Origin of the sequence: Limosilactobacillus mucosae DSM 13345, assembly GCF_001436025.1 — a bacterium.
Classification (GTDB): Bacteria; Bacillota; Bacilli; order Lactobacillales; family Lactobacillaceae; genus Limosilactobacillus; species Limosilactobacillus mucosae.
In genome coordinates this window covers 1-18914 of record NZ_AZEQ01000006.1, presented here as the reverse complement: position 1 = coordinate 18914, position 18914 = coordinate 1, and the positions used below count along the sequence as shown (strand labels likewise).

21 protein-coding genes and 1 tRNA gene are annotated in these 18914 nt (G+C 46.8%); 4 read left to right on the top strand and 18 right to left on the bottom strand.

What is annotated here, in order from left to right; genetic code table 11:
* Positions 1-10 precede the first annotated feature (10 nt).
* The 4 genes from deoC to FC47_RS03670 all read right to left on the bottom strand — a co-directional run bounded on the left by deoC (position 11) and on the right by FC47_RS03670 (position 3688).
* On the bottom strand, positions 11-685 hold the full coding sequence (gene deoC / locus FC47_RS03685; RefSeq protein WP_033935315.1) for a deoxyribose-phosphate aldolase: 675 nt from the start codon (positions 683-685) through the stop codon (positions 11-13).
* A 425-nt stretch (positions 686-1110) separates the two neighbouring features.
* Positions 1111-1755 (bottom strand): tRNA (guanosine(46)-N7)-methyltransferase TrmB, encoded by a 645-nt coding sequence (gene trmB / locus FC47_RS03680; protein WP_006500083.1) that lies wholly within the window; start codon positions 1753-1755, stop codon positions 1111-1113.
* A gap of 9 nt (positions 1756-1764) precedes the next feature.
* Complete coding sequence (locus FC47_RS03675; protein ID WP_006500084.1) at positions 1765-2958, bottom strand: ABC transporter permease; 1194 nt, start codon at positions 2956-2958, stop codon at positions 1765-1767.
* The gene (locus tag FC47_RS03670; RefSeq protein ID WP_056967970.1) at positions 2951-3688 is read right to left on the bottom strand and encodes an ABC transporter ATP-binding protein; all 738 of its coding nucleotides are present in this window, start codon (positions 3686-3688) and stop codon (positions 2951-2953) included. The genes FC47_RS03675 and FC47_RS03670 overlap by 8 nt, the downstream gene beginning before the upstream one ends.
* A gap of 131 nt (positions 3689-3819) precedes the next feature.
* On the opposite strand from FC47_RS03670, the gene FC47_RS03665 reads away from it, so the two are divergent.
* Positions 3820-4248 (top strand): HIT family protein, encoded by a 429-nt coding sequence (locus FC47_RS03665; RefSeq protein ID WP_006500087.1) that lies wholly within the window; start codon positions 3820-3822, stop codon positions 4246-4248.
* Positions 4249-4250: 2 nt separating this feature from the next.
* Positions 4251-4475 carry a hypothetical protein gene (locus tag FC47_RS03660; RefSeq protein WP_033935319.1) on the top strand — a complete coding sequence of 75 codons (225 nt, stop codon included), beginning with the start codon at positions 4251-4253 and terminating at the stop codon, positions 4473-4475.
* 96 nt (positions 4476-4571) lie between these two features.
* Here FC47_RS03660 and FC47_RS03655 read toward each other — a convergent pair whose 3' ends face one another.
* From FC47_RS03655 to FC47_RS03620, 8 genes are all read right to left on the bottom strand, one after another.
* On the bottom strand, positions 4572-5543 hold the full coding sequence (locus FC47_RS03655; RefSeq protein WP_056967968.1) for a peptidylprolyl isomerase: 972 nt from the start codon (positions 5541-5543) through the stop codon (positions 4572-4574).
* An 89-nt stretch (positions 5544-5632) separates the two neighbouring features.
* Positions 5633-6598: a 3'-5' exoribonuclease YhaM family protein gene (locus tag FC47_RS03650; protein WP_033935321.1), complete on the bottom strand. Its 966-nt coding sequence runs from the start codon at positions 6596-6598 to the stop codon at positions 5633-5635.
* Between the two features lie 53 nt (positions 6599-6651).
* A complete protein-coding gene (locus FC47_RS03645; RefSeq protein ID WP_006500091.1) occupies positions 6652-7029 on the bottom strand; it encodes a YlbF family regulator in 378 nt (125 codons plus the stop codon).
* Positions 7030-7095: 66 nt separating this feature from the next.
* A complete protein-coding gene (locus tag FC47_RS03640; protein ID WP_056967966.1) occupies positions 7096-9195 on the bottom strand; it encodes a PBP1A family penicillin-binding protein in 2100 nt (699 codons plus the stop codon).
* Between the two features lie 284 nt (positions 9196-9479).
* Complete coding sequence (gene argS / locus FC47_RS03635) at positions 9480-11168, bottom strand: arginine--tRNA ligase (protein WP_056967964.1); 1689 nt, start codon at positions 11166-11168, stop codon at positions 9480-9482.
* A 320-nt stretch (positions 11169-11488) separates the two neighbouring features.
* Positions 11489-12385 (bottom strand): M48 family metallopeptidase, encoded by an 897-nt coding sequence (locus FC47_RS03630; protein ID WP_006500095.1) that lies wholly within the window; start codon positions 12383-12385, stop codon positions 11489-11491.
* Positions 12386-12878: 493 nt separating this feature from the next.
* A tRNA-Gly gene (locus FC47_RS03625) sits at positions 12879-12949 on the bottom strand.
* 81 nt (positions 12950-13030) lie between these two features.
* Entirely contained in the window at positions 13031-13381 is a 351-nt protein-coding gene (locus tag FC47_RS03620) for a hypothetical protein (protein ID WP_048345298.1), read from the bottom strand.
* A 154-nt stretch (positions 13382-13535) separates the two neighbouring features.
* Here FC47_RS03620 and FC47_RS03615 point away from each other — a divergent pair, with 154 nt between their 5' ends.
* A complete protein-coding gene (locus tag FC47_RS03615; protein WP_006500097.1) occupies positions 13536-13874 on the top strand; it encodes a hypothetical protein in 339 nt (112 codons plus the stop codon).
* Positions 13875-13963: 89 nt separating this feature from the next.
* Here FC47_RS03615 and folP read toward each other — a convergent pair whose 3' ends face one another.
* The 6 genes from folP to folB are packed head-to-tail and all read right to left on the bottom strand — an operon-like array spanning position 13964 to position 18396.
* Complete coding sequence (gene folP, locus FC47_RS03610) at positions 13964-15103, bottom strand: dihydropteroate synthase (protein ID WP_056967962.1); 1140 nt, start codon at positions 15101-15103, stop codon at positions 13964-13966.
* Complete coding sequence (locus FC47_RS03605; RefSeq protein ID WP_006500099.1) at positions 15100-15702, bottom strand: non-canonical purine NTP pyrophosphatase; 603 nt, start codon at positions 15700-15702, stop codon at positions 15100-15102. Before FC47_RS03605 ends, folP begins: the two co-directional genes overlap by 4 nt.
* Before the next feature lies 1 nt (position 15703).
* Positions 15704-16978 (bottom strand): bifunctional folylpolyglutamate synthase/dihydrofolate synthase, encoded by a 1275-nt coding sequence (locus FC47_RS03600; RefSeq protein ID WP_056967960.1) that lies wholly within the window; start codon positions 16976-16978, stop codon positions 15704-15706.
* Positions 16975-17547, bottom strand: coding sequence for a GTP cyclohydrolase I FolE (gene folE, locus FC47_RS03595; protein ID WP_006500101.1), 573 nt, complete (start codon positions 17545-17547; stop codon positions 16975-16977). Before folE ends, FC47_RS03600 begins: the two co-directional genes overlap by 4 nt.
* Before the next feature lie 8 nt (positions 17548-17555).
* Positions 17556-18038, bottom strand: a complete 483-nt coding sequence (gene folK / locus FC47_RS03590; protein ID WP_056967958.1) for a 2-amino-4-hydroxy-6-hydroxymethyldihydropteridine diphosphokinase — start codon at positions 18036-18038, stop codon at positions 17556-17558.
* Positions 18031-18396, bottom strand: coding sequence for a dihydroneopterin aldolase (gene folB / locus FC47_RS03585; protein ID WP_080749573.1), 366 nt, complete (start codon positions 18394-18396; stop codon positions 18031-18033). Before folB ends, folK begins: the two co-directional genes overlap by 8 nt.
* A gap of 116 nt (positions 18397-18512) precedes the next feature.
* Here folB and FC47_RS03580 point away from each other — a divergent pair, with 116 nt between their 5' ends.
* Positions 18513-18800, top strand: coding sequence for a heavy metal-binding domain-containing protein (locus tag FC47_RS03580; RefSeq protein WP_006500104.1), 288 nt, complete (start codon positions 18513-18515; stop codon positions 18798-18800).
* The last annotated feature ends 114 nt before the right edge of the window (positions 18801-18914 follow it).

Below are 18914 nucleotides of genomic sequence, written 5' to 3'. Positions count from 1 at the left end.
CAAACCAATTTTATTGCCGAGCAGCTTCTTCTAGAATTTGGACCGAAGCGGAAACTCCCAAGCGGTTTGCTCCTGCTTCGATCATTGCATAGGCTTCATCTAAATGATGAATACCACCCGAAGCCTTGATCTTAAAGTCGGGACCAACTGCCTTGCGCATCAATGCCACATCTTCAGCTTTGGCACCGCCAGTTGAAAAGCCGGTTGAAGTCTTAACAAAATCGGCTCCGCCAGCTACCGTCAGCTTAGAGGCAATCGTTTTTTCCTCATCAGTCAACAGGCAGGTTTCAATGATTACCTTCAAAAGCTTGTGGTGAGCGTGGACAGCTTGGGCAACCTCGCGAATATCCTGCTCAACGATTTCTTGGTGACCAGATTTCAATTCACCAATGTTGATGACCATATCAATCTCATCAGCACCGTTTTCGATGGCATCAACTGCTTCGGCAACCTTGATCTTAGTCGTGGAAGCCCCCAGCGGAAAACCAATGACCGTGCAGGTGTTGACATCCGTATCCTTCAAGCGATCAGCAGTGTGCTTGACCCAATATGGATTGATGCAGACTGAAGCCGTGTTGTATTTGATAGCTTCGTCAATGCATTGGTCGATCATTGCTTGAGTGGCGTTTGGCTTGAGCATCGTGTGGTCCATGTATTTGGCTAGTTGTGCTACTGTAAGTTTCATTTTTGTAACCCCTTTCATTAGTGAACGCTTTTACTATACCACTTTTTGAAATAAATTCCATACTTTTATAGAAATTATTTTCCTGAATTGCATGAACAATTTTTAAAAGCAATTAAAAACGGCTCTGCCATGGGAGTTATCCTGTGACAAAGCCGCTTAAAATACAATCTTCTTTGATTGGCATCTAACGCTTCTGCAGTTGATAAAAATTCAGCCACATCTTTTATTCAATAAATTCTGCATAATGACATATGATAAAACCATCATTACCTGCTTTCTCTCAAACGATTGGTATCGGTCAAGAATGACAGTTTGACGGTTAACCATTTGAACGATTTTAAATCTGCCAGGCAGCTCCGCAAAATGACCAAACCAAAAATCTGGCAGTGATGTTTAATCAATGCCAGACTGTGCCGTTTCAATATTTAAGCAAAGTGAGCCTTCAGTTTGTAGATTGGCTGCCCTTTTGCCGCAAATTTTTGTTCATATTCCGTTTCAACGTTATTTTCATTTTCATCACTGTGATGTAGATCCAGCCAAACGCCATCATACTGCATGCCATAATTATTCATGCTGACCAGTGAAAACTCAAAAAAGCCCATGTTGTCAGTCTTTAACTCAATCGTTCCCTTTGGCACCAAAACCTTTTCATAGTTTGCCAAAAAGGTCTTGTAGGTTAATCGACGCTTGGCATGTCGCGATTTAGGCCAAGGATCGGAAAAGTTCAAAAACAGCCGATCGATCTCACCGTCCGCAAAAAACTCATCCAAGCCCGCTCCATTGGCACAGATAAACTGCAGGTTTGGCAGTTCTTCATCTTCCAGCGACTTTTTCAAGGCAATCCCAGCCACGGTGGAAACCACGTCTAAACCGATAAAATTAACTTCCGGATGCGCCTTGGCCATGCCGATTGCAAACTGCCCTTTGCCCATGCCGACTTCAAGCCAGATTGGCTGCTCTTTAGCAAAACGGCTCTGCCACTTGCCTTTAAATTGAGCCGGATCAGTGGTGATTTTTTCAGGATGGGCCTCAATCAGTGGTTCTGCCCATTTTTTGTGTTTTACTCGCATTGGTTATCCTCACTTTTGCATTTTCTTTTTGAAATAAAAATTAATCAGCCAGTACAGCTCCAGACCGCCTAGAATCAGACAGCTCAATAGACTCATCCAGTCAAATTCAGTACCAAGACTGGCCAAGATCAGCAGCAGACCCAAGCTGATCATGACCTTTTTTAAAAGCGCCTGGAAATCAGTCAGCTGCGTTGTTTGCTCAATCGGGTAGAGATGGGTAAAGACATTGTTTTGGTAATGCTGTGCAAATGGCATCAGCTGCATGGCAATCAAATAAATAAACAGCAGTGCCAGTAAGCAGCGCAGCCAGCCCAATGGCACGAAGAATACGATCAGCATCCCGACGATCGTCAATCTGCCTACCAGGCTGCTGGTTTCCGTATCCCGCAAAAAGCCGCGTGCGTATAGGTAAGACCAAGCATGATCAGGAATCGTCAGCCAGTGAATCAAGCCATTGGCCCAAGTCCGCCGCTTGATCCCACCTTTAACGCTGGGCACGTCGGTAAACAGATTAAAGAAACGATAGACGTCATACATCCGCTTCTGCTCGGCATCAACGGCCGCTCGCCAGTCCAGATCCTGCTTTTGCAATCCAATCTTAATGACCAGATAGATCAACACCGCACTCCCGCAGCCCCAGACCGGCGCAATCAGCCAGCTGAGCATACCGATTAAAAGCGGTGCGATCCATTGTCCCAGCCGTAATTGCTCGGCATGCCGCGACCATTGCAGACTCAACTGGGCTTTGGCCAATTCCATCCAGGAAAGCTTAGCAACAAAGCCTGCCAAGAGCAATTCCAAAATGGTTAGCGCGGTCAGTCTGATGTCAATCAGGGCTAAGGGCAGCGCGATAATCAAAAGCCCCAGCGACATCAGCTCGCCCAATATTAGACTGTATAAAAACGCCTGATTGAGGTATTTCTTGATGCCATCAGACTGCGGCAGCAAAAATACGGGATCGGCTGGTTTCAGCAAAGTAGCAAAGCGGCCGACCTGCATTACCAAGACGAACCATAAAATCAAAAGCCAGCGAATCCACCATATGCCAGGGCTGAGCGTCTTGAGCCATTGCGCATAGGTATAGGCCAGTGCGCCAATCATAAAGAACAGCGCAATCGTGAATTGGTCATTAAATACCAGCCGCCAATACTTCATCAGCCGCAGCAGATGGGCTTGCCGCCGTTTCTTAAAAAGACTATTCATCGCTCTCATCCCTTGCCAAGCGCAGATAAATGTCATCCAGCGTTTCTCCGGCACCAGCGGCTTTTTGCTGCAGCTCCTTTAGCGTACCATGCGCCTTTACCTGACCATGTGCCAGCAGAATAAAGCGATCACAGTAGCGCTGTGCCGTGTCCAAAACGTGCGTCGACATCAAGATACCTGCTCCCTGTGCCTTTTTTTCCTCAATCAGATTCAACAGATCATGAACTGCCAGTGGATCCAGGCCATAAAACGGCTCATCGACAATGAACAGCTTGGCGTCCGTCATAAAAGCACTGACGATCATGACCTTTTGCTTCATCCCCTTGGAAAAGTTGGCCGGAAACCAGTCCAGCTTATTGTCCAAGCGAAAGATTTTCAGCAGCTGATGGGCTTTTTGCCAAGTCAGATCTCGATCCAGGCCATATGCCAGCATCGTTAGTTCCAAATGCTCCTTTAGCGTCAGCTCATCATACAGGATCGGCGTTTCCGGCACATAGGCGATCTGACGCTTATAAGCCGCGGCGTTTTCCTGCAGATTTTGACCATTTAAAATAATTGATCCAGAAAACGGCCGCAGCAAGCCGATAACATGATTAATCGTCGTTGACTTGCCGGCCCCATTTAAACCGATCAGACCGACCAGTTCGCCTGACTGCACGTTAAAAGAAACGTCTTTTAAAACCGGCAGCTGAGAATAGCCACCCGTTAAATGTTCAACTTCCAGCGCCATTGTCATCCCTTCTTTGTCTTTCTTGCTTGCCTAACCGAGTAATTATACCATACTGATTATAATCGACTAAGGGTGCAGTTTTTGAAAAATTCGTTTATACTTAAAAAAAATTGAAAAGAGGTATTCTCAGAATGGAAGATTGTATTTTTTGCAAGATTATCAATGGTGAGATTCCTAGCTACACGGTCTACGAAGATGATGTCGTCAAAGCCTTTTTGGACATTTCGCAAAACACGCCTGGCCACACGCTGGTCGTACCAAAAAAGCACGTTCAAGACATCTTTGAATATGACTCTGACTTGGCAGCTGCCGTATTTAGCCGGTTGCCAAAGATTGCCCGGGCCATTCGCGACTCCAACCCTGACATCAAGGGCATGAATATTTTAAACAACAATGGCGCCGTAGCCTACCAGTCTGTTTTCCATTCCCACATTCACCTGATTCCGCGCTACAGCGACCAAGATGATTTTGGCATTACGTTTTCGGACAACTCGAGCCAATATGATGAGCAGAAGTATCAAGCTGTTCAACAGGCGATTATCGATCAATTCGGTGACTAGTCATGTTCGACGACTTCAAAAACGCTGGTCGCGACACTTTAAGCGCCGCTAAGAATCTCCAGATGCAGCTGGTTAAGCTTAATCAGAGCGTGATCAAGCTGAATCAGGCAATGGATGGCGTCAGTGAGTTTACCCGCGCTGCCCAGCATGCCATTGATCTTTGGCAGTTTAAAAATGAGCCGCGACTGATCAAGATTCAAAAACTGTTGTCAAAATATCAAGCATAGCCAAAATGGGACCCCCTGCCTTTAGACAAGGAGTCCCATTTTAATTTTTCCAATGCTGCCAAAAAAGGATTGCATATCAGATGCAATCCTTTTTGATTAATTGCTGGAGCTGGAAGCCGAGCTTGAACTCTTGCTGGAGCTGGAAGTCGAGCTGGTTGAACTGGAGCTGGTCGTCAAGTATTCATCCAAGATGTTCTTCAAGTCGCTGTCCTTGATTGAAACATTGCCCTTCTTCAGAACCTTGGAGACAACGTTTTGCAGGAAAGTCGAATCATTCATGTTTTCTTCGACGATCTGCTGCTTCAATTGAGCGATGTGGTTGCTCTTCTTACCCTTGGCTGGGTGCTTGATCATGTAGATGACCTGGTAGCCGCTGTCGGTTTTGACCGGCGTCGTCGTGTATTCGCCAGTCTTAAGCTTAAAGGCTGCCTTCTTGTAAGCTGAGTCAAGCGAGGTATCAGTGTTGTCAAAGGCTGCTACCTTACCACCATTGCTCTTGTTTGAAGTATCCGTTGACTTTTCCTTGGCCAGTTTCTTGAATGCCTTGTACTTGTCGCCGGAAGTGTTGTTCAGCTCGTCAATGATTGCCTGAGCATCAGACTTTGAGCCAACCAGAATCTCTGCTGTCTGAACCTTTGGCTGGTACTTCTTCCATTGCTTGTTCAAAGCCTTGTTGGAGAAGTTGGAGTAGTGGCGAACGGCCGCTTGCAAAAGCAGGTTGGAGCGAATCTGCTGCTTAAGCGTCTTGGTAGTCAGGCCATTTTGCTGCAGAACGGTTGAGAATGATGAACCGTATTGCTTCTTGTAGGCATTGTATTCACTGTTGACCTTGCTCTTGGAGACTTGCGAGCCATACTGCTTTTCCAGCACCTTATCCAAGATCATCTGCTGCAGCACCTGCTTACCAGCAGAAGTCTGCTTCATGCTGCTGTAGTATTCGCTTTCGGTAATCTTGCCACCGCTAGTCGTTGCAACAGCCTTATTGCCACAGGCAGCCAATGGCAGCATTAAAGAAATTCCGGCTAAAATTGCCAAAGCTTTTTTCTTTGCGTTCACTAAATTACACATCCTTTAGTTTATTAAGAATTTACTCGTGATAAATTTACCAATCTAATATAACACAACCGATCCCAGATTAAACCCGGCTTAGACAATGTTTAGCTTTTCTTCAAAGTTTCTTCATTGGTCGGCCGATAAAAGCGACGATTATCCAAGCTGAACAAACGATCCGTATACTCGCCAGGCGCGGTTTGCTTCAAAGCCGTCTGAATCGTCATGATTGAGGCATCCAATTCATCTAGTTGATGCAGAATCTCGGCTTCCAAAAGCTGGGGCCGCGCCGGTGAGCCATATTCCAGCAAACCATGGTGAGAAAGAATCATATGCCGCAGCAGAATTACCTTGGGTGCCTCGGGATCAAGGTCCAGCTCGTCACAGGCCTGCACGATCTCGCCGTCCAGAAGCGAGATATGCCCAATCAGGTTCCCCATCACGGTATATTGAGTCGCGATCGGTCCGCTCAGCTCAATGGTCTTGCCCAGATCATGCAGCATGGCCCCAGTATAAAGCAAGGCCGCATTGATTCCTGAATACTGAGCCGCAACCGAGCGTGCCAGCCGCAGAATCGACAGCGTGTGAAAGGCCAGACCGCCTACAAAAGCATGATGATTGCTCTTGGCTGCTGGATAAGAGAATAGTTTGTCGCCGTGCTTGCTAAACAGATGCCCGGCAATCTTTTTCCAAACCGGTTCATCGATCAGATCAAAAAACTCGCGAAAACCTGCTTTTAATTGGGCCGTCGTTTCTGGAGCCCGCGGAACGAACAACAGCGGATCATGCGGCTCATCGTCACCAGCCAAACGAATCGTTTCAATCTTGATCTGGGGCCGGTCGCGATACGTTTCGCGCTGCCCTTTAACGCTGACGACTTTGCCAGCCTGCAGTTCGGCAATGTCTTTTGGTGCCGCATCCCAGCGCATTCCGCTAATCTCACCGGAAGCATCAGCCAAAGTCAGTGCCAGGTAAGGCTTGCCGGCACTGGTAGTCTTAGCCGCTGCTTCTTTAATCAGGGCAAAAAGCTGCATTTCCTCGCCATCTTGGTATTGAGCAATCAATTTGGCCATTTTTTCACCGCCTTTAAAAAACGGAACCGCAAGCTACGATTCCGTTTTAAAAACTATTTTTCCGCGCCGCCGTTTTGTTCCGGCATAGCTTCGCGATACAGTTCCGCAATTGGTGCCGTAATCGTCTTGCTGATCTGTTGAATCATGTCGTCAAGCTGGCGTTCTTTAACCATCAGATTTTTAATGGCGTCTTTTTGACCAACTTCTTTAGCCAAGTCTTGAACTTCCTTGATTTCTTCTTCCGTCAGCTGAACGCCTTGCATTTGCTTTTGTTGAGCCTGCATCTGCTTTTCTTGGAATTTTTGGAAAGTACCAAATGCATCCTCATCCTTTTTAAGTTCTGCAAAAGCCTCCTTCAATGCTTGGAATTCCTGCGTTTCCCGCATTTGGCGCTCCATTTCGTTTGCCGTGTCGTAGATATTGACAACCATAATCGGCCTACCTCCTATAATTCATTGCTTTTTAGATTGTAACATTATGCACCACTTAAGGCAAAGCTACTGAAACATCGACTGCAAAGAGCTCCACCAATCGCTGGCCTTTTGCTTGAGCGTGCTGCCGCTGTCGTTTAAGTTGTTGGCAAAACTCCTCCACCAACTGCTGCTGGTCTTATTTTGCTTAGCCGTAGCCTTGGCCTGAGCATCCTTGACCGTAAACTGCGTACCGGCTGTTTCTGGCAGAATCGCGCTCATTTCAGCCTTGTAGAGCACACTGATGTTTTTGCTAGTAACGTCTGTGAGCTGCTGAGACTCAGTCGTACTGTCATAGCCTTCCCAGGTTGCAACGACAATGTCTGGCGTATAGCCGACGATCCATTTGTCGCGATCACCATCGCCAATTCCCGAGTCAGTCGTCCCAGTCTTGCCGGCCAGCTTATAGCCGTCTGGTTTTGCCGAGACCCCGGTTCCATGATTGAAGACGCCCAACAGCATGCTGGTCATCTCGTTGCTGATCTTTTTAGAGATGATCTGCTTAGCAGGTTTGGCTCGATAACGCTTGATCACTTTGCCGTTTGCGTCCTCGATCTTGACGATATAGTGCGCAGCTGGCAATTTACCGCCATTAGCAAAGACCGAGTAGGCACGGGCCATCTGCTGAGGCGACACGCCGTTTGACATCCCACCCAGCGCTAAAGCCAGATTCTTGTCGCTCTTTTCAACCGGCAGTCCAAACTTCTCAGCCATCTGGTAGCCGGCATTGACGCCAATCTTGTTCAAAAGCCAGACTGCTGGAGCATTGAGACTCTCATACAGCGCTTTGTACATTGGCACGCTGCCGCTGTACGTGTTGTCATAGTTTTTCGGCGTATAGTGATTGCTGCCATAAGACGTCTTTTTATCCTGCAGCGTTGAGTCATAGAAATATCCTTTTTCCAGTGCCGGTGTGTAGACGACGATCGGCTTAATGGTTGATCCAGGCTGCCGCCGCATTTGGGTTGCCCGGTTGTAGCCTCTAAAGACGTGCTTGCCGCGACCGCCAACGACTGCTGTTACTCCGCCAGTCTTGGGATCCATGGCAATTGAGGCTGATTGAACCATCGTTGAGCCGGTGGAGCTGTCTGGGAAGTTGCTGTCGTCATCGTAGGTATCCTGCATGGCCTTTTGCTGATTTTGATTCAGCGTCGTGTAGATCTTGTAGCCATTGTTCATAATGTCTTTTTCTGACAGATGGTAGGTATTGACGGCCTCGCTGATTACGGCGTCAAAGTAGTATGGATACTTATAGGTGTCAGGACTGGTATAGCCATTGGTAATCGTTAGCGGTGTCTTTTTATAGGCATCAGCCTGCGACTGGGTCAATTTCTTGTTTTCGACCATCAGCTGCAAGACCACATTCCGCCGTGACTTGGTGGCAGCCGGGTGCTTGACGGGATCATAAATTCCTGGCGAGGTCAGCATCCCTGCTAGCGTGGCCGCCTGGGGAACCGTTAATTCGCTGGCGTCTTCGTTAAAATAACGCTTGGCCGCATCCTGCACGCCCCAGACGCCATTGCCAAAGTAGGCATTATTGAGATACATAGTGAGAATCTGTTTTTTGGAGTATTGATTCTCAACTTCAATCGCAATAAAAATTTCCTTGGCTTTCCGCGAAAAGGTCTGTTCCTGACTCAAAAAGGCATTTTTTACCAATTGCTGGGTCAAAGTCGAACCCCCGCCTGAAATATAGTCGCGACCCAACAACTTGTTTTTGACCAGCAGCAGTGCCGCCCGTCCCAAGCCGCGAACCGAGAAGCCGTGCTCTTGATAAAAGCGGCGATCCTCAGTTGACAGCACTGCGTCAGGTACGTTTGCAGAGATCTTGCTAAGCTTGACGTAGGTTCCCTTTTGCGAATAAAGACTGCCGGCCGACTTGCCCTTGCTGTCGTAGATCATGGTCGGCTGTTCCAATCGTCGCTCCAGATCCTTAACATTGGCTGTCTTGGCAACAAACGTCAAATAGATGCTGATCACCAAAAACAGCGACATTAGGACAACGATAATCCAGCGCGTCAGCTGAAAACGATGCCATAAATACTTAAAACGCGTCCAAAAAGCATGCCAGGTCTTGCCCAGCCAGGCTTTAAAACGTAATTTCCAATCAGATGTTGGTTGTTTCATTTAAATTTTCCTCATGTTTGAAATTCACCACGTAATTTTATCACAATCAGTCCTTTTTGGGATCAGTCGCCAAGTCAGTCCATTAAAACTTATCCAAAACGCAAACAATCATGCTTGAAACTCATCATTGAAGATCAGCTGCCGGTATCGTCAATTTATCAAAAAAGCTCCTCACTTCAGTCATTGAAGCAAGGAGCTTTCTTGATTGATTTGATCTGGTCAGAATCGATAATCGTCTGGCTTCAATTGCCAGCAGCTGGCAGCCATTAAGCCATTGAGATTGACTACATTTCGTCTGGAGCCTTAACGCCCAGCAATGCCAGAGCAGACTTCAAAACATCGCTGACTGCTTGAACCAGTGCCAGCCGCGCCAGCTTTTGGTCATCGTCAACCAGGATCCGCGTATGAGCGTAGTATTGGTTGAAGGCTTTGGCCAGTGACAGAGCGTACTTGCCGATCAAGGATGGGTCGTACTTAACAGCTGCCCGCTTGATCGTTTCTTGGTATTGTCCCAAAAGCTTGATAATGTTCCATGATTCTTCATCATTAAGCTTCAAGTCGGCACCAGCAAGATCTGGGTTGCCCGCCTTGCGCAGCAGACTCTCAGCCCGAGCATGCGCATATTGAACGTAAGGACCGGTTTCACCTTCAAACTTAACGGCATCTTCCAGCTTGAAGTTGATTGAATTGGTCCGTTCGTTCTTCAAATCATGGAAGACGATTGCGCCGACGCCGACTTCTTGAGCAACTTGATCGGCATTGGCCAGGTCAGGGTTCTTTTCAGCAATTTGTTGGCGAGCCAGTTTGATGGATTCGTCCAGCACTTCTTCCAGTTGAACGACATTACCCTTCCGCGTTGACATCTTCTTACCGTTCAGCGTCATCAGACCAAATGGAATATGGTGAATCTGCTTAGACCAGGTAAAGCCCATCGTCGCCAGCGTGGCCTTTAATTGTTGGAAGTAGTAGCTTTGTTCGGCACCAACAACATAAAGCGACTGTTCAAAGCCGTACATCCGCTTTCTGAACAGGGCCGTAGCCAGGTCACGCGTCATGTACAGCGTTGAGCCGTCTGACTTTTGAACCATGGCTGGATTCAAGTCGTACTTGGAAAGGTCAACGATGCCGGCACCACGACTCTTTTGCAGCAGGTGCTTGTCGTTGAGCAGCTGCAGGATTTCATCCATCTTGTCGTTGTAGAAGGCTTCACCATTGTAGGAGTCGAATTGAACGTCCAGCATATCGTAGACCTTCATGAAACGCTTCAAGGATTCAGCCCGGAACCACTTCCACAGACGAACGGCTTCTTCATCGCCATCTTCCAGCTTCCGGAACCATTCACGACCAGCTTCGGCATATTCTGGGTGTTCGTCGGCTTCCGTGTTGATCTTAACGTAGTATTTTTGCAGCGTATTGATTGGGTCAGCCTTGACAGCTTCTTCATCGCCCCACATTTCGTAGGCGGCCATCAGCTTACCAAATTGGGTCCCCCAGTCGCCAAGGTGGTCAATCTTGATTGGGTTGTAGTTGACCTTCTTCATGATGTTGGCAATTGCGTTACCGATAACCGTCGAACGCAGGTGACCCATACTCATTGGCTTGGCAATGTTTGGTGAAGACATGTCGATCGTAACGTTGGCTTGGTGACCAAGATCCAAGTCACCGTAATGTTCTGGGTCAGCCAAGATTTCCTTTAAGATCCCTGCGCCGACATTGGCCTTGTCCAAGAAGAAGTTGATGTATGGACCAGCTGCAACGACTTTTTCAAAACCAGTTTGGTCGATCTTTTCAATCAATTCACCAGCAATCATTTGTGGTGCCTTGTGCAGCTCCTTAGCCAAAAAGAAGGTTGGGAAAGCGTAGTCCCCGTTCTTGTTGGTTTTTGGCCGTTCCAACTTATTTTTGATGTCTTCAATGCTCATATCTGGCAATGCAGTCTGCAGCGCCGTAGCAACCTGTGTCTTTTCGTCCATGTTTAACCTCCTAAATAAAAAAACGTCTCCAACGAACCCCAAAGTCCATTAGAGACGAGAAATTTCCCGCGGTACCACTCTAGTTGAATGTGCAACATTCCACTCAAATGATATTTAAATGTCTTACCAAAGCGCGTTCAAGAGACCAGCTGCACCTGCCTTCCAGCAACGCAGGCTCGCTTGCCAGCGGCTACCTCTCTAATATTCTTCAGCTTTTTATACAATTTCAGATTATACCAGTTCAATTAAAAAAGGCAAGTTACATGTTTGTTACGAGAATGAATTTTTTCGCGCGATTCATCTTCTCAGCTCATGCGTTTTTAAGATGCCGAATCTTTCAGTCGGGCGATCCGTTTTTCCAATGGCGGGTGCGTATCAAACAGCTTCATCAGCCAATTTCCTTGCTTGGCATTAAAGCAGATGGCATTGGTGGCCGCATCGTCAGTTGGCATCTGGTGATCATCATTTTTCAATTTCTCAAGTGCACTGATCAAGCCACTAGGATCACGCGTTATTTCTACTGACCCGGCATCAGCCAGATATTCGCGCTCTCTTGAGATGGCAAAAAACGCGATCTTAGCCAATGGAATCCCAACAATAGCAATCAAACCGCCAACTACTGCCAAACTGGCCCCGATCATCCAAAAGATCAGCTTGATGATCCCGGCCCTGGTTTTGACGCTCATCAATCCCAGACCAGCAATCAGCAGCCCCCATCCTGAATAGCGAACCAGCTCAAGCAGCGACATCGCAATCGTGGTAACTCGGATATCATAGTTTTTGATATGCGCCAGCTCATGTCCCAAAACACCGCGCAGTTCTTCATCATTCATCATTTCAAGCAGTCCGCTGGTTACCGCTAAACTAGCATGCTCAGGGTCGCAGCCGGTCGCAAACGCATTGGGACAGTCGATTGGCAATAGATAGATTTTGGGCAGCGGCAATCCACTGGCCAAGCAAAGTTCCGTCACCAGCTCATAAAGACGCGGGGCAGACTTTTCATCGATCCGCCGACCACCATTGATTTTCATCAAAACCGTCGCCGAATGCCAGTAAAACCAAGCCAGATAACCAAAACCAGCCAGCCAAAAGATCCACATCCAATCGGTACCAAATGCCCAAGCAAACACTAAGCCAACCGCCAAAACGATAATTGCCATAAAAATCAGCAGCCAAATCGTATGCCGGCGATTACGAGCAATCTGTTCAAACAGCATTTTTGCTCCCCCCTATGCATTAATTATAATCCAAAAAGAAAACGATCTTACGCCCAGCATTATTTCAAAATATATAGATAGATGCGTTTGCCCAAACTTGTCTGTGATCTGCATGTTGATGGGTAAGCCGTGGTCCTCATCAAGTCTTTTTGGTTGATGAACGGGGCTGTCACCATAAATTCAGTCGTCAGCTGTTTTTATGATCATCAGCGAACTGCCTTTGTGAAGAAAATAGAGACTTAATCGGCTATTGGCCAAGAGATTACCTACTATTACATCGCTTTTTTGAAAAAAGGTAGGTAATGAGATTTTAGTCAGATGTTTTATACAAGATTTTCTGCATAATAATCGTCATGATGGCAGTTTTTGATGTCAGTCAACTAATCTGCTGCTGATACACCATCGTTTTAGATTAAGACGATACTGATCGACTTTCCTAATGTTGAAAGATAAATAAAAAAGGGATGAGCAGTCTGCTCATCCCTTTCAACTAAGCGGGTAACGAGAATCGAACTCGCGACACAACCTTGGGAAGGTTGGGTTTTACCACTGAACTATACCCGCAAAAGCTAAGTAAAAATAACTTACTTAGCAAGTATACCTCATTAATTTAAAAATGTCATCAAGTAATTTGATTTTTTCAAACTAATTCTTGTCGGCTGGCTTTTCAATGCGTACCTTTGAAGAGCGTCGTGCCCGCGTCGCCTTCTTACCAGTCGTCTTTTTAGCCTCTTTTTCGGCTTCTTCTTTCTCTGCTTCCACTTCGGCTTCCTTGTCTTCTGCCGTCCGTGGAACCGCCTTTAACATCTTGGCCTCATCTTTGCGAATGATTGCGCGACCGTTCAATTCGTTGACACCGCTCTGGTCAGACGGATCGTAGTCTTGAATGGCAATCATAATCGAGTTTTCATAAACCTTTTCGACTTCCCCGGAAAAGTCATGATCCATGGGGCCAAACTTCTTGCCTTTGACAATATCGCCAATCTTGTAAAGCATGCAATTCACCTCGTCAATTTTCCCGATTGATAGCAATACATGATAGTTTACTCTTTTTGCGGCAAAATTCAAGCATCACGTATCAAACCCGGTTTTATCAGGTAAAAAATGATAAAATTTAAACAACTAAAACTTTAAAAGAGAGGCCTTTCAAATGATCAAAACCCTAACTTTAATCGATGCCATCTGTGCAATTGCGCTTTTCGTCACTGCTTTTATGGGACTGCATGCCAAAATGGAAAAGCGCGTCAGTGACTGGTTCGTCCTCACGCGCTTGGCATTGATTGTCGCGGCCATTACGGCTCTGGCAACGACGCTAATGTTTTTCCGTCTGCATCCGCTGCTGTTTATCGGCCGCATCATCTGGCTGTTGGTCGCGCTGCTGGCAATCGAGGCCGCCTTTCGACAAAAACGCGAAACCTTTGGCAGTCCCTGGCTGTTTGGGGCTACCTACCTGATCTTAATCATCAACGTCATTATCAATATTTGGTAATCAAAGCCAATTAATCAGGTTTTATCCGTCCAACGCCGCAAGAATGACCTAACGATGCGATCGATCTTAGTCAGTGCCGATACTGTTGATCAGCCGCGCTGCCAATATCCAGCCGTAATCGTATCGATCATTTTTACCAGCTGACGCGTTTCTTCAATGTCATGAACACGCAAGACCCGACCACCATGCAGATACATGTAGGTTTCCGCAATCAGGGTAACGGGCAGCCGCTCATCTTTTGGCAGATCAAACAGCTTCTTGCCAAAACCCTTGCGTGAGATGGCAACCATGATCGGCCGGTTAAGGTAGCGAAATTCATCAATATTGCGCATCATTGCATAGTCCTGCTCACCATCGGCAACTTTAGAATAACCAATTCCTTCATCGATGATTACACGATCCAGGTTAATGCCGGCTTCTGAGATCTTAGCCAGGTTATGCTCAAAGAAGTGCTTCATTTCAACGGTCAGATTGCCATACTCACGGTCCCGGCTGCTGTGCATCGTTACCAAGCCAGCGCGACTGTTCTTTAACAGCAGCAGTTTCCGCTGATCGTCAAAGGCCTGCACGTCGTTGATGATATCAACACCCATTTCCAGAACTCTTTCCATCACCGGCAGCTTATAGGTATCAACGGCAATGGCTACATTGGGGAAGTCTTCCTGCAGCATTTTAATTCCAGGAACGATCCGCGCCAATTCCTCTTCTGGCGAGACTTCTTTAAATCCCCCCGGCTTGGTGGTTTGACCGTTAACCTCGATCACATCGGCACCTGCCGCAACCATTTGCCGAATATGTTCACGCATGGCTTCTGGAGTATTGTAGCGTCCGCCATCATAAAACGAGTCGGGCGTAATGTTCATAATGCCATAAATGATTGGCTTGGCCGAAACGTTAAAGTCAAACCGGCCCGCTCGCCAATATACGGTATGATTGGCCGCAATCTTAGCTAGCGAGCGGCACAGCTCCTCATCAGCCGGCCATTTACTGGTTGCACGGTGAGCCATTAAATGAAAGGCCGTCAGTGGCAGCATGAACTCAACCTTGCCTTTTAAATGCGCAATGGCAGCATCAAAATGATTCAAAAAATGGGCAACTTGATTGGTCAGTTCATCATCTTTGCATTCCCAGGTTAAAAAAAGCATCTGCTGATTATGAGCCAGCTTGTCATAAATTGCTGAGGCCAGCGGAGACAGGTTAGCAATGTTTGTATTTTCAACAATTTTCATTTCGATGTTTCCTCCATTAGGTCTAAAAGATTCTTAACGGCACGGCTGCGATGACAATAGGCAACCCAACTGGCAAAATCCATCTCGGCCAGCGTATGATCAAGACCATTTGGAATCAGAATGCGGTCGAATCCTGAACCCTCATTACCATGCTGAGCCGTGGCAATCGTTCCGCTCAATTCTCCATGAGCAATTTGAACGACTTGACCGTTTCTTGCCAGTGCAATTACGGTTTTCATGACAAAATGTCGGTCATGACCATTAACCAATTGAATAATACCATCATTCATATCGCTTTTGGTGGCAAAATGCGGGGTTAGCTGACGCGCAGTCTCAATTCCAAACTTTTGCGGAAAAGCTTTCAATTCAAGTCCAGAATCATCGGCAATCACGTTTTGATCAGGCAGCAGCCGGCTGATGAACTGGGCTTTTTTTGTGGCGTTTTCTTCGTAGCTGCGCTTGCCTTCTGCTGGAAATTCTTGCCGCACCGTCAATTGATCATAGGCAATTCCACGGGTGCCGTAAAATTCCAGAATTTGACCGATTTCGCGCTGCTTGGCTGGATTATGAGTTGCAATTACAAAACTCTGTGTCGTCATCTTAAATTCTCGCCTCAATTTCTTTGATCAGATAAAACGATCCTGTTACCAGCACCATACCGCTCGGGTCTGCCAATGCAACGGCTTTTTGATAGGCAGTCCAGGCATCATCAATCACCATGGCATCGGGCAGATACTGATGCAGCTCCTCAGCTGGCAGAGCGCGCTTTTGCTGATCGGGAGTTGCCAAAATAATCTGGGCATCCAGCTGCGCGTATTGCTGCGCCATTTGAGCAACGTTTTTGTCCTTTAAAAATCCCAGTACCAAGACTAGTTTTTTGGGGTACCCCAATTGATTGAGCGTTTGAATCAACCGTGATGCCGCGTCAGGATTATGCGCGCCATCCAAAAAACATAAAGGATGCGTACCGATCTGCTGCAGACGCCCGGGAATTGTAATCTGCGCCAACACTTTCTTGATCTGTTCTTCTGTGATTTCTGTACCAGTCTGCTTCAGCCAATCGACAGCCGTCAATGCAGTTTTAAGATTATCCAGCTGAAAAGCACCTAAAAGCCTAAAGCTGCATGTTGAGTCAATGGCTGCCGTCTTGATCTGCAGCTGTGTTTTCGACCAGCTTTGATCCAACACCTTGATTGCAGCCTGCTTTTCACTGTCCAAAAAGTTCACCTGGCATGCCTGCGCCTTTTTTAAAATCTCTTGAAAAGCAGCCGGTTCTTGGTGTGGCGCCAAAATAACCGCTTGACTGCCCGGTTTGATGATGCCGGCTTTGGCCTGCGCGATATTTTTGATGGTAGGTCCTAAAATTCGCGTGTGATCAAGGGCAATGTGCGTAATGATCGCTAGTTCGGGAGCCTCAATCGCATTGGTGGCATCATTTTGACCGCCCAAGCCGCACTCGATGACGGCCCAGTCAACTTTCTGGTCGGCAAAATACTGCAGCATAATCAGCGTCCACCATTCAAAAACGGTTAGATCAGCCGTTGATAGATCATCAGGCAGCTGCCGTTTGATCTTCTCATAAGTGGCAACAAAAGCCGTGCGTGCAATCATTTGACCATTGACTTGAATCTGTTCGCGCTGATCAACCATCGCGGGACTGCTGAAATGACCGACTTTTAAATTCGCAGCCCGCAAAAAATTAACGATCAGACTGCCAGTCGATCCCTTGCCATTGGTTCCAGCAATATGAATGATTCGGTACTGACGCTCAGGATGATTCAGCTTTACCAACACCCGCCTGAGCATGCCTACCCGATCGTTGTCGCCACCACGCATCTGTGGATTTAGACTGGCAATGATTCGTTCATAGCTCATTTGACCAGGTCCTTAGTCTGCATTAAAAACTCTTTGCGCAGTGCCAGGTCATCTTTAAACTCACCGGTAAATTTAGAAGTATAGGTAAACTGACCAGCCTTGTTGATCCCCCGCATCTCCATGCACATATGCCGAGCTGCGACCTTGATTGCAATTCCTTTAGGGTTTAAGATCCGCTGCAGCTCATTAGCCAGCTCAGTGGTCAGCCGCTCCTGCATTCCAGGCTTTTTAGCGACAAAATCGACCAGCCGCGGAATCTTGCTTAGGCCGATGACTTTGCCGTCGCGTGGCACGTAAGCCACACTGACATTGCCAAAGAACGGCAGCAGGTGATGCTCACACATTGAGTAAAACGGAATCTGCTGGATCAGGACCATTTCTGGCTGATCATCAACATGAAAAGTCTTATAATTGCTGAAGTCTTCTGGCTGGTGGTTCAAAGAGGCAAAAATTTCAGCATACATCTTGGCAACCCGCTGTGGCGTCTCTTTAAGGCCCTCACGCTGCGGATCCTCGCCAAATGCCTCTAAAAGCTCACTGACCGCGTGCTTGATTTTTTCTTGATCCATAATTTCCCCTATTCTACTGGACGAATCCAGTTATGATCCGTGGTGTTTTGCAGCAGCCTCTTGATCCAAGCTTGGTGTGCCGGATCATCATCCATCACGTCTAATAACGGCTGCAGGACGAACCGACGATTGCCCATTTCAGGATGCGGAATCTTTAAATTCGCCGTCTGCCATTCTTCATCTTCATAAAGAACAATATCCAGATCGATCGTCCGTGGTCCCCAGTGAATCAGCCGCCGTCGATGCAGCGACTTTTCAATGATCTGCAGCCAATGAAGCAGCTCAAGCGGTGTTAGATTGGTATCCAGCGCAACGGCGATATTTAAAAAATCATCCTGCTTGACACTGCCAACTGGTTCGGTTTCATAGATTGGCGAAACCTTCAAATTTTGATTGGCCGGATTGCGCATCAACAGGTCCAACGCACGCGCCAGATTGTCAAAACGGTCGCCCAGATTGGTGCCGATACTTAAATAGGCCCGCTTAGTCATTGTTAACCCCCGCTACTTCAATTTCCACGTTGTCAAAAATACCATCAATCGGCACACTGTATTTGCGAATTCTTAAAGTAACCTGCTGCAAGCTTGGGTAGTCTGCTAAAATCTTTTTTAAAAGCTGATTGGCCACGCTTTCGATCAAGTCAAAAGAATGCGTCGTAACAAATTCTCTAATGGTACCATAGACATCCGCATAGCTGACGGTTTCGTTCAAATCATCATGCTGAACCCGTTCTTCAATTGGATACTGCATGTCGACGTCAATCTCCAGCTTTTGTCCGAGTTTCTTTTCTTCGGCAAATACGCCGTTATAGGTATGAAACTTCATATTATTGATCCTGATGCGCCCGATGATAATCCTCTCCTTACCTGGTTTCAAAATTCAATACAACCACTATACCGCACCCGTGCCCGATGCAAAATCTTTATGCTAAAATAAATATTGATAAATTTTAAGGAAGTGAAGCCATGTTCTTAATGACCGAAAATCTGCCATCACCGCATAAATCGCTTGGCATCGTTAATGCAACCAGTCACCTGATGCTGCCCAGCGAGGCTATCGATGAATTTGAGGCCTTTGATCAGCTTTTTCCAGCCGTTGAAGAGAAGCTGAAGCAAAAAGCAAGTGAAAAAGGTGCTGATGGAATCGTTGGCGTCCGTTTTACCACTAATGTCGCCAACGTCCAAGTCGCACCTAAATTTCTGGTCTTAACCGGTTATGGAACGATGGTGCAGCTGCTGAATCAAAAAAGTTGATTTTTTTTGGTAAATTCGCTTGCAATATTTTAATATTAACGGTATAGTTAATATCGTTGTCTTAGGCAACAATTAATCAATTAAATTTGAGATGCCCCAGTGGCGGAACTGGCA

Excerpts from the sequence above, each read along its gene's own strand:
- FC47_RS03615 (WP_006500097.1), top strand. The coding sequence starts at position 13,536 with ATGATCAAAACCCTAACTTTAATCGATGCCATCTGTGCAATTGCGCTT.
- FC47_RS03600 (WP_056967960.1), bottom strand. The coding sequence starts at position 16,978 with ATGAGCTATGAACGAATCATTGCCAGTCTAAATCCACAGATGCGTGGT.
- FC47_RS03630 (WP_006500095.1), bottom strand. The coding sequence starts at position 12,385 with ATGCTGTTTGAACAGATTGCTCGTAATCGCCGGCATACGATTTGGCTG.
- FC47_RS03645 (WP_006500091.1), bottom strand. The coding sequence starts at position 7,029 with ATGGTTGTCAATATCTACGACACGGCAAACGAAATGGAGCGCCAAATG.
- FC47_RS03660 (WP_033935319.1), top strand. The coding sequence starts at position 4,251 with ATGTTCGACGACTTCAAAAACGCTGGTCGCGACACTTTAAGCGCCGCT.
- folP (WP_056967962.1), bottom strand. The coding sequence starts at position 15,103 with ATGAAAATTGTTGAAAATACAAACATTGCTAACCTGTCTCCGCTGGCC.
- folK (WP_056967958.1), bottom strand. The coding sequence starts at position 18,038 with ATGACTAAGCGGGCCTATTTAAGTATCGGCACCAATCTGGGCGACCGT.
- argS (WP_056967964.1), bottom strand. The coding sequence starts at position 11,168 with ATGGACGAAAAGACACAGGTTGCTACGGCGCTGCAGACTGCATTGCCA.
- FC47_RS03620 (WP_048345298.1), bottom strand. The coding sequence starts at position 13,381 with ATGCTTTACAAGATTGGCGATATTGTCAAAGGCAAGAAGTTTGGCCCC.
- FC47_RS03655 (WP_056967968.1), bottom strand. The coding sequence starts at position 5,543 with ATGTGTAATTTAGTGAACGCAAAGAAAAAAGCTTTGGCAATTTTAGCC.
- FC47_RS03665 (WP_006500087.1), top strand. The coding sequence starts at position 3,820 with ATGGAAGATTGTATTTTTTGCAAGATTATCAATGGTGAGATTCCTAGC.
- FC47_RS03670 (WP_056967970.1), bottom strand. The coding sequence starts at position 3,688 with ATGGCGCTGGAAGTTGAACATTTAACGGGTGGCTATTCTCAGCTGCCG.
- FC47_RS03650 (WP_033935321.1), bottom strand. The coding sequence starts at position 6,598 with ATGGCCAAATTGATTGCTCAATACCAAGATGGCGAGGAAATGCAGCTT.
- folE (WP_006500101.1), bottom strand. The coding sequence starts at position 17,547 with ATGGATCAAGAAAAAATCAAGCACGCGGTCAGTGAGCTTTTAGAGGCA.
- deoC (WP_033935315.1), bottom strand. The coding sequence starts at position 685 with ATGAAACTTACAGTAGCACAACTAGCCAAATACATGGACCACACGATG.
- FC47_RS03675 (WP_006500084.1), bottom strand. The coding sequence starts at position 2,958 with ATGAATAGTCTTTTTAAGAAACGGCGGCAAGCCCATCTGCTGCGGCTG.
- FC47_RS03605 (WP_006500099.1), bottom strand. The coding sequence starts at position 15,702 with ATGACGACACAGAGTTTTGTAATTGCAACTCATAATCCAGCCAAGCAG.
- trmB (WP_006500083.1), bottom strand. The coding sequence starts at position 1,755 with ATGCGAGTAAAACACAAAAAATGGGCAGAACCACTGATTGAGGCCCAT.
- FC47_RS03640 (WP_056967966.1), bottom strand. The coding sequence starts at position 9,195 with ATGAAACAACCAACATCTGATTGGAAATTACGTTTTAAAGCCTGGCTG.
- FC47_RS03580 (WP_006500104.1), top strand. The coding sequence starts at position 18,513 with ATGTTCTTAATGACCGAAAATCTGCCATCACCGCATAAATCGCTTGGC.